The 9,305-nt window shown below is 58.1% G+C and carries 10 protein-coding genes and 1 pseudogene; 10 read left to right on the top strand and 1 reads right to left on the bottom strand.

Translation table 11 applies throughout. From position 1 onward, the window contains the following. Positions 1-410: 410 nt before the first annotated feature. The 4 genes and pseudogenes from frdA to frdD all read left to right on the top strand — a co-directional run bounded on the left by frdA (position 411) and on the right by frdD (position 3,716). Positions 411-2,216 (top strand): annotated as a pseudogene (frdA, locus tag IPP88_24440) (fumarate reductase (quinol) flavoprotein subunit). After that, a complete protein-coding gene (locus IPP88_24435; protein MBL0125675.1) occupies positions 2,213-2,968 on the top strand; it encodes a succinate dehydrogenase/fumarate reductase iron-sulfur subunit in 756 nt (251 codons plus the stop codon). The pseudogene frdA and the gene IPP88_24435 overlap by 4 nt, the downstream one beginning before the upstream one ends. After that, positions 2,965-3,363 carry a fumarate reductase subunit C gene (locus tag IPP88_24430; protein MBL0125674.1) on the top strand — a complete coding sequence of 133 codons (399 nt, stop codon included), beginning with the start codon at positions 2,965-2,967 and terminating at the stop codon, positions 3,361-3,363. The genes IPP88_24435 and IPP88_24430 overlap by 4 nt, the downstream gene beginning before the upstream one ends. Continuing rightward, complete coding sequence (gene frdD / locus IPP88_24425) at positions 3,360-3,716, top strand: fumarate reductase subunit FrdD (protein ID MBL0125673.1); 357 nt, start codon at positions 3,360-3,362, stop codon at positions 3,714-3,716. Before IPP88_24430 ends, frdD begins: the two co-directional genes overlap by 4 nt. Before the next feature lie 183 nt (positions 3,717-3,899). On the opposite strand, the gene IPP88_24420 is transcribed toward frdD, so the two are convergent. After that, a complete protein-coding gene (locus IPP88_24420; protein MBL0125672.1) occupies positions 3,900-4,613 on the bottom strand; it encodes a class I SAM-dependent methyltransferase in 714 nt (237 codons plus the stop codon). 497 nt (positions 4,614-5,110) lie between these two features. Between IPP88_24420 and IPP88_24415 the strand changes: the two genes are divergently transcribed. The 6 genes from IPP88_24415 (at position 5,111) to IPP88_24390 (ending at position 9,301) form a co-directional block, all read left to right on the top strand. Beyond that, positions 5,111-5,755, top strand: a complete 645-nt coding sequence (locus tag IPP88_24415; GenBank protein MBL0125671.1) for a cytochrome C — start codon at positions 5,111-5,113, stop codon at positions 5,753-5,755. A 304-nt stretch (positions 5,756-6,059) separates the two neighbouring features. Next, positions 6,060-7,172, top strand: a complete 1,113-nt coding sequence (locus tag IPP88_24410; GenBank protein MBL0125670.1) for a hypothetical protein — start codon at positions 6,060-6,062, stop codon at positions 7,170-7,172. Between the two features lie 132 nt (positions 7,173-7,304). Then, positions 7,305-7,604 (top strand): hypothetical protein, encoded by a 300-nt coding sequence (locus IPP88_24405; protein ID MBL0125669.1) that lies wholly within the window; start codon positions 7,305-7,307, stop codon positions 7,602-7,604. Beyond that, positions 7,601-8,395, top strand: coding sequence for a hypothetical protein (locus tag IPP88_24400; GenBank protein MBL0125668.1), 795 nt, complete (start codon positions 7,601-7,603; stop codon positions 8,393-8,395). Before IPP88_24405 ends, IPP88_24400 begins: the two co-directional genes overlap by 4 nt. Beyond that, positions 8,392-8,988 (top strand): hypothetical protein, encoded by a 597-nt coding sequence (locus tag IPP88_24395; GenBank protein ID MBL0125667.1) that lies wholly within the window; start codon positions 8,392-8,394, stop codon positions 8,986-8,988. The genes IPP88_24400 and IPP88_24395 overlap by 4 nt, the downstream gene beginning before the upstream one ends. 61 nt (positions 8,989-9,049) lie before the next feature. Next, entirely contained in the window at positions 9,050-9,301 is a 252-nt protein-coding gene (locus IPP88_24390) for a hypothetical protein (GenBank protein ID MBL0125666.1), read from the top strand. The last annotated feature ends 4 nt before the right edge of the window (positions 9,302-9,305 follow it).

Genomic DNA, 9,305 nt, shown 5'->3' with positions numbered 1-9,305 from the left:
AGCAAATTTGAGGACGGCACGGAAGAAGAACACAAAATCGTCGACTCGAAGGATCCGAAGGAGATCAAGAATCTGGTCCAGTGGATTCTCGCGCAATAAGCACAAACGGATTTGGTGGCAGGCAGTCGCCAGACGGTGCCTGCATTGCACGGGCTATGCTGTAGCGGGCGGGCAGTCGGTCGAATCTGGAACGCGAAACTCAGGGACAGCAAATCGCTGTCCCTGTTTCTTTTATGGGCCCGAACGAGGTAGCGTCCACATTGTTCGATTCCTTCCAGTCGACAATGGCATCGCCAATCAACCGCGTTTGATCTTACCAACCCCTCTGTGTGGCAAATGGATCTAACCTGCAAAATCAACAGGGGCTTGGGCTCAAGCCGCATGTCAAGTTGCGAGAAAAGGGGGACTTAGTGGAAGTATTCAAAGCGGACGTAGCAATTATCGGAGCGGGCGGAGCGGGGTTGCGCGCGGCCATTGCGGTTGCCGAATCCGACCCGAACTTGAAGATTGCACTCATCTCCGTTCTGATGCGCAGCCACGCGGTGGCGGCGGAAGGCGGTTCAGCCGGCGTGGTGCAAGCGCATGACAGCCCTGGAACATCATTTTCCACGATACCGTCGCGGGCGGCGACTGGCTGTGCGAACAGGACGTGGTCGATTATTTTGTCGCGAATTGCGCCGAGGAAATGGTGCAGCTGGAACATTGGGGCTGCCCGTGGAGCCGCACCCCGGACGGCCACGTCAATGTGCGTGCTTTCGGCGGCATGAAGATCGAGCGAACCTGGTTTGCCGCCGACAAGACCGGCTTTCACATGCTGCACACCCTGTTCCAGACTTCGATTAAATATCCGTCGATCAAGCGTTTCGATGAGCATTTCTGCGTTGAACTGTTGGTCGAAGAAGGTCGCGTGCAAGGCGCCGTGACGATCGGCATCGCAACCGGTGAATTCACCCTGGTCGAAGCCAAATCGGTCATCATCGCCACCGGCGGCGCGGGTCGGGTGTTTCGCGAGAATACCAACGGTGGCATCGTCACCGGCGACGGCATGGCGCTGGCGTATCGCCACGGTGTACCGTTACGCGACATGGAATTCGTGCAATACCACCCCACCTGCATGCCGGGCACCGGATTGCTATTCACCGAAGCCTGCCGCGGTGAAGGCGGATTCTGCTCAACAAGGACGGCTACCGGTACCTGCAAGACTATGGCCTCGGCCCGGCGCAGCCCAAGCCGGTCAACAAGGCAATGGAACTCGGTCCGCGTGATCGCCTGAGCCAGGCGTTCTGGTACGAGCAACAGAAAGGCCGCACCATCGAAGGGATACACGGCTCGGTGGTGCATCTGGATTTACGCCACCTCGGCGAGAAATATCTGCGCGAGCGCTTGCCGCAAATTTACGAACTGGCCGAAGAATTCCTCGGCGTCGATCCGGCCAAGGAACCGATTCCGGTTCGCCCTGCGGTTCACTACACGATGGGCGGCATTACGGTGGATGGAAACTGTGCGGCACCCCTGCCCGGCTTGTACGCCGCCGGCGAGTGCTCAAGCGTAGGCATCCACGGCGCCAACCGGTTGGGGATCCATTCGCTGGCCGGAGCTGTGCGTGTTTGGCAAGGTTGCCGGCGAAGAGGCGGCAAAATTCGCCAAATCCGTCGCGCCCGGCAATACGGCAACGCTGCAAACAGGCGGACGTCGCGCAGCAACGCGCGATGAACGTCGTGCACAAGGCTGAAGCGAAAGGCAGGGGCACGGAACGCATCGCAACGTTGCGCCGCGAAATGGCGGAAACCATGGAGCGCGGCTGCGGAATTTATCGCATGGGTGATGAAATGCAGCGGACCTGCCACAAGCTCACTGAGTTGCGGGAGCGATTCAAGAATGTGAACGTGGAAGACAAGTCTCGCGTCTTTAACACCGAGTGGCTGCTGGCGATTGAACTCGGCTACCAGCTCGAAGTCGCGCAGGCCATGGCGGTCTCGGCGATGCATCGCAAGGAATCGCGCGGTGCACACCAGCGGCTGGACGGCTATACCGAGCGTGACGACGTCAATTACCTCAAGCACTCGCTTGCCACGTATGCGGGCGAGGACACGCCCGCCATTACTTACGGCAAGGTGAACATCACCCATTCCCAGCCTGCGGTTCGCGCCTACGGTGCGGCCGGCGAAAAAGCCGAAAAGGCCGAAGCGGCAGCAGCAGGAGGAAAGAGCGTATGAATACCAGCACCAAAGTGATCACCATTGAAGTCCTGCGCTACCGGCCCGAGACGGACAAGGAGCCCGTACTTCAGGAGTTCATCGTGCCGTTCACCGACGACATGTCGGTGCTGCAAGGCCTGCAGTACATCAAGGATGAACTGGACGGCTCGCTGTCGTTTCGCTGGTCATGCCGGATGGCGATATGCGGCAGTTGCGGAATGATGATTGGCGGCGTGCCGAAGCTGGGCTGCCAGACATTCCTGCGCGACTATTACCCGAACAAGCTGCGTGTGGAAGCGCTGGCGCACTTTCCGATCGAGCGAGATCTCGTCATCGTCATGGATGACTTCATCGAAAAGCTGGAAAGCATCAAGCCTTACATCATCCCGGAAAAGCCACGCGCACTGACCGAGGGCGAATACCTGCAGACGCCGGCGGAACTGAACCTTTTTGAGCAGTTCAGTTCCTGCATCAATTGCCTGCTGTGCTACGCGGCCTGCCCGCAATATGGCCTCAATTCGAAATTCATCGGTCCCGGCGCGATGGCGCTGGTGCATCGTTACAACCTTGATTCGCGCGACAGCGGCAAGGAACAACGCATGCCGCTGGTCCACGCCGAGGAAGGTGTATTCAACTGCACTGCAGTCGGCTACTGCTCCGAAGTGTGTCCGAAGAAAGTGGATCCGGCCAACGCCGTCAACATCAACAAGACCGACAGCGCCAAGGACTATTTCCTGCGCTTTGTCGCACCGAAAGGGACCGGAAAATGAGCGCACGGCGACCCTACCTGAGGCCGATGGGCGGCTGGTGGCGTAAAAATCCCTTCTTTGTCGAGTATATGGTGCATGAGGGCACGGCATTTTTCGTGGCCGCCTACGCGCTTATTCTGCTCGCAAGCCTGATCTATCTGGGCCAGGGCGAAGCGGCCTGGAATCGATGGCTTGGGTTCCTGACGAGTCCGCTTTCCATCGCGATTCACGTGGTGCTGCTGGCCGGATTCCTGTACCACACCTGGACCTGGTTCCACATCATGCCGCGCACCCTGCCGCCGATGCTTGTCAATGGCGAACGCGTGAAGGCAACCACCATCACCCGCACGGGTCTGGCGGTCACGGTTGTCGCGAGCCTGATTGTTTTTGCAATTGCCGCGAGGTTGGCATCATGAAGCGCTCGAATGCTCCTATCTTCTGGGCCCTGTTTGGTGCGGGTGGAATGGTATCCGCGCTGATCGGTGCCGTTCTGGTGTTTATTACCGGCATTGCCGCGCCGTCAGGGACTTTCTTGTCGCGCGACATGTTGAGCTATTCGCATGTGCTGGCGTTCTCGCAACACTGGGCCGGCAAGGGCTTCCTGTTCGTGATCATCTCGCTGTTCCTGTGGCACAGCGTGCATCGGATTTTCCACACCCTGCACGATATCGGTATCCACGCTGGCCTGGGCGCGAAACTGATTTGCTATGGCGGCGCGCTGGTCGGAACGCTGGCGACAGGCTACGCCCTGCTTCGCCTCGGCTGGTAGTCGATACTTCGGGATAGCAAGCGGGTCATTCTCGGCCGCAGGGGATGAAACGCGGCGCCAGATGGCGATCTACGAGATGGGGACCCCCCCGCTCGTGAGGTATCGAAGCCGAAAATGCCTGAAACGCCCTTCGATACCTCAGGGCGAACGGAAATGAGGTTAATTGAAGTTCCCGATGGAGCCTCAAACCGTAATAACCACCTTCTGATACAACCCGCCAAACGAGGTTTCCTTCCGGATCTGCTCCGCGCGAATGGTCTCCGGCAACCACGTTGTCAGATCGTGATTCCACAGATCAAGCGCGAACGGCTCCAACACGTGCAACACCGGCCGGAACAGATACCGCAGCGGATGAAAGCGTTTCGGCAGGTGATAGTCGACGATGACAATCCTGCCGCCAGGCCGCGTGACCCGCACCGCCTCGCTTAGCGTCCGCCTGCGCACTGCTTCGGGCTGCTCGTGCAACAGGAAAAACAGGATGGTCTGATCGTAGGTCGCATCGGCGAATCGGAGATCGGCGGAATCGCACAACACCGGCGTGACGCGCGCGTCTTGCGCGAGTTTTTTGCGCAGGTTGTCGAGCTGGATTGGCAGCACGTCCACCACGTCCAGCGTAGCGCCTGGCGCGAGCCGTCCCATCACGCGTGGCGAAAAATCGCCATACACGCAAGCAATCTGCAGGGTGCGTCCCTCAATGTGCTGGCCAAGTTCATCCAGTGCGGCATCACGCAACCGGGAGAAATTGCCCCACAGGATCGCATTCACCAGCCATTGCCGCTCGAAAAACCGTACCGCCTTGGGATGCACGTAGGCCCACCAATAGGTCTTCTCGAGATACGCGGGAATGCGCGCAGGGGGTGGTAAATCGAAGCTGACCTGGTCTGCCTCAACACTCATTTTTTTCTTGCCTTTCTGCTTGTTGTTATGCCAACCAATGAATCGCCTGCACGCGTTGCTTCTGGCACGTCAAATGCAGTGTTTCATGACGCCCTATCCCGGTCATTGTACCGGCGACGCCCCTCGTGCGCGCGCCGGTGAATTCACTTGGTCGCGCATGCCTCTCCGCGTGTCAGGCAGTTTGAGGGACAACAAACGCAATTCACCTTTTCCACAGAGTGCAATCATCAATTGGCACTCATTTTCTTGATGACCGCAGTTGTGACCCATTGCGGATCGCTTGCGATGCATCAAAGAGCGACAGTGCAATGCTCGACCAGCTAGCCAGCAGGCATTTTGCGATGGATCAAATACCAGTGTGCAAAACTTTTTCACAAAATATTCAAATCGTTTGCGCTGGGTCAAAAGTCAGGCCTAAAGAAAATGAGAAATTGGCCTATAAAAATTTGGACCTGTTTTTGTATTTCTAACCAAGCTGGTTTAAAAGGAGTAAGGCTATGAATATGAGAAGCGTAATTGGAAGCAGTTTGTTGGGCGCCGCGCTGGCGCTGGCGGGACTGGCAGCGAGTGCCGGCACCATCGTCGGATCGGCGCATGATTTCGCTGGCCAGGCGTGGTCCGGCGGGCAAATTTGCGTTGCCTGCCACGCGCCGCACAATACGGCCGTGATCGCGGATGCGCCGCTATGGAACCACGCGAACTCGGTCGCGACTTACACCGTATACACATCGTCAACCACGAACGCCACGATTGCCCAGCCGGGATCGACATCGAAACTTTGCCTGTCTTGCCACGATGGCACGGTTGCGGTGAATAGTTTCGGTGGTACAACAGGAACGACGCTTCTCACCGGCGTGGATAATCTCGGCATCAACCTCACAAACGACCATCCGATCGGCTTCACGTACGATGCCGCATTGGCGACGGCCGACGGCGCGCTGAATGCGATTACGACAGCGGTGACAATTGGGTCCGGCACCAAGACCCGCGTTGGCACGATTGCCAGCAACATGTTGTACGGTGGAAAAATGGAGTGCGCATCCTGCCACGACGTGCATAACACGTTTACGGCTGCGGCTGGAAAGCTTGTCAAAGTTTCGATGGCATCGAGCGCGCTTTGCACAACCTGCCACGCCAAATAGTTTGTTGATAAGGGTCCAAATGTTGAACAGTGCGTTGCGTTCATAGGTTTGCGGCGCACCCGCAGTACAGCAGTCCTGTAATGACTCTGTTGCCGGTTTCCTCGTTGGCGATTCTCCCTTGCCATCGGGGATCATGCAACAGAGTTTTTTTATGGATTGCGGGTGGTATTTACGTGCCGAGGCACATCCAAGCCAACGTTCAAGAAGTTACTTTACAATCATTGCGGACACCTCGATGGCGTCCCGGGAGTCAAATGATGCAACAGGCATTTCCGTTTCCCACACTTTCACAGGATTCGATACCGTGACTCAGCGTCGCCTACTGCCGTGTTGGCCATTCGCCACAATTTTGATCATCGCTGCGCTGGCGGGCTGCGCCAGTGCGCCGCCGCAGGAGAAAAAGCCGGCAGGACCAACGGTGACTTTCTACCCGCCTCCGCCCAATCCACCGCGTTTCCAGCATCTGGTGACCTTTACCGGCGAGCGGGATTTCGCCGCCAAACGCAGTGAATTCGCGCAATTTGTCGCCGGCGAGGAAAAAGGCCAGAGCCTGGTGCAGATTTACGGCGTCGCACTCTTCGAAGGCCGGCTTTATGCCGTGGACAGCAAGACGGGCGGTGTCGCCATTTTCGACCTCGTCAAGCAACAGTTCAGCATGTTCACCGGGGCAGGCGGCGGAAAAATGAAGCTGCCGATCAACGTGACCATCGATACCGACGGCACCAAATATGTCACCGACACTGGCAAGAACCAGGTGCTCATTTACGATCGTGAAAATCGTTACAAGGGCGCCTATGGCGAGCAGGACCAGTTCCGGCCGACCGACACGGCCATCGCCGGCGACAGGCTTTACGTCGTCGATATCCTTCACCACCAAGTGCAGGTATTGAACAAGCACACCGGCAAATTGCTGTTCAAGTTCGGCAAACCGGGCTCGAAGGAAGGTGAACTGTTCCACCCCACCAATATCGCCATCGGCCCGACCGGCGATGTCTTTGTCGTGGAAACCAGTAATTTTCGCGTGCAGCGCTTCACCGCCGACGGCAAATCATTGCGCGTTTACGGTGAAGTGGGTGACACGCCCGGCAAGTTCGCACGGCCAAAGGGCATCGCCATCGACCGCGCCGGTCGTATGTATGTGGGCGATGCGGCATTCCAGAACATACAGGCCTTTGAAGCCGATGGCCGCCTGCTGATGGCATTCGGACAGCCTGACAAGGGCGAAGGCCTCAGCCTGCCGGCGGGGATCAAGATCGACTACGACAATGTGGCACTGTTCAAACGCTACGCCGATCCAAAATTCAATATCGAGTACGTCATCGTCGTTGCCAGCCAGGTTGCTCCCAACAAGATCGACGTGTTCGGCTACGGGCGCATGGCTGGCGCCGATTACTCGCGCGATACCGCGCCCCGTTAGACCGTGTGGCGCGCGACGAAGCATGCATGTTTGCCGTTGCCGCCAAGCCTGGCGGCGCCGGTACACGCGTCGGCCTGTGTTTCCCCACGCGCATTGCGGTCTGGAACGCGTTTCAAGATAAACACGCTCGCCATGGCGGTCATTCTGATTGGCGGGCCGCAAGCGCTGTGTCACGCACAGGAAATCACGTCATTCCGGTTCACCGGCTTCGATGGCTATTTTTCCACCAGCTACGATACCGATGAATTCACCACACGCGAGCCCAGCTTCGGGGGACCCGCATCACCTAGGCAAAGACAGTCGCAGTCCGAGCTGCGCTTTGAAGCGTTCCTGATGTCGCACAGCTATCTTACCATCCCAAATTTCTTGCCCTGGACATCGGCGGCGGACCGGTGTTTTCGCTGGGGCGCGTACAGACGGATGGCATGGTGAACCGATCGAACAAGGCGCTTTACAATTTCACCGCTCTCGCCTCGCTGTTTGCTGACAAGCCAATGCGCGGCACCCTGTTCTATGATCACCTCAACCCGACCCAGTCATTGAGTCCCGGCGAAGTTTCACAGCAATCCGACAAATACGGCCTGACGTTCTCGCTGCTGGCGCCGTTGACGCCGGTGCCGGTCTACTTCGAGGCGAACCGGACGCACGACAAAGGCAGCAGTGTCGAACGTGTCGTGGACAACCGTATTGATCGACTGTCGCTCAAACTGGACCGTGCCTTGTGGAATGTTGGGACTACACATTTCGGTTACAACGCGCAGAAACAGGTATCGGCAAGCGGCAGTTCCAAATTACCGATCCAGAGCTCCCATCAGATTCGCACAGCCTCAGCGCGTCGACACCCATCTCAGGTTGGGGAAAGAGCGGCAATACGATCTAACAACAACATTGCATACTCCACCCAAAAATACACTCTCGCTGGAACGAAAGGCAAGACGCCCAAGCTCGACGACTTTCGGTTTCTGCTCAACTACCGCGGCGTCCATTCGAGCAAATGGCAATCCTTTGCCAACTATTTTTTCAGCGATAACCGGCAGGATGAACGCGCCACGCAGGTGAATTCCGCTATTGTCGGTGCGACCTGGACGGCCAGCAAGAACTCGGGCCTGAGCGCCAGCCTGCGCAACATCAATACCCGCGCGCCGCAGTCAGGCTCACACACAAGGCATCGATGGCTCGGCGCGCTACGAACATGCGCTGCCATCGGGAACTGGGCCAAATGAGCTACTCAGTACGCTATGACCAGCGCACCCAAACCGCGAGTGGCGCCAAGACCGCCATCGTTGGCGAGCGCATTGTGTTGAATGGCACAGCACCGGCCGCGCTCCTGCAGGCACGGGTGACAGCGGGCAGCGTGGTCGTCACAAATGCGTCACGCACGCAGGTCTTCATCGAAGGCATCGATTACGTGTTGACGATTATCGGGAACTCGACCCGCGTGCAAAGTCTGCTCTCTGGAAGCATCCTCGATGGTGAGGCGGTGCTCGTCGATTACTTATTCGATATTGGCGGCACTTACGCCAATACCGAACTGGGACTGGGGTCTCAATCTCAACTGGGCCGTGACGCGATCCTTGAGCGTCTATTTCCGCTTTGCCGATTCCGCGCCGCGCGTGACCTCGGGAACCCATCGACACCACTCAATGTTGTCAAAAGCACGCTTTCGGGACCCGTGCCGATACTCGTTCCCTGGGATTTCGGCCGGAGCCTGGCGGGCGGTTTCCTTGGGCGCGAAAACCGCCGAGAGACAATTGCCCCTTTCGTGCGGACGGCCGGCGAAGTTTATTTTCAGGGCGACTTTCTGCCATCACGGTAGGCCAGCTTCCGTGCCGCCACCCGGCGTACCCGTGTGCAAGCGGAAAACGCCCTGCAAAACGTTGACCTTCTGGGCTACGACCCGATGTTCGGTTGGCATTACGGGCTCGGGGCTGCGGTTGACCGCCTCGGGCTACTACGAGCGCGATCGCGGCGGATTCGAACCCCGTGAACGCAGGGCCGGATCGCTCAAGGCGCTGTGGCGCTTCAGGCGGCTGATCATGACCATGGACCTTTCGCGCACCCGCGAATCGCAGGGCGCCTACACGCGCGACCGCACCCTGGGGCACCTTGTCTTGCGGCGGGATTTCTGATGAT

The organism is Betaproteobacteria bacterium, assembly GCA_016720925.1.
In the GTDB taxonomy this organism is placed as follows: Bacteria; Pseudomonadota; Gammaproteobacteria; order Burkholderiales; family Usitatibacteraceae; genus UKL13-2.
The sequence above is the reverse complement of the archived record's forward strand: the minus strand, read 5'-3'. Positions and strand labels throughout refer to the sequence as shown.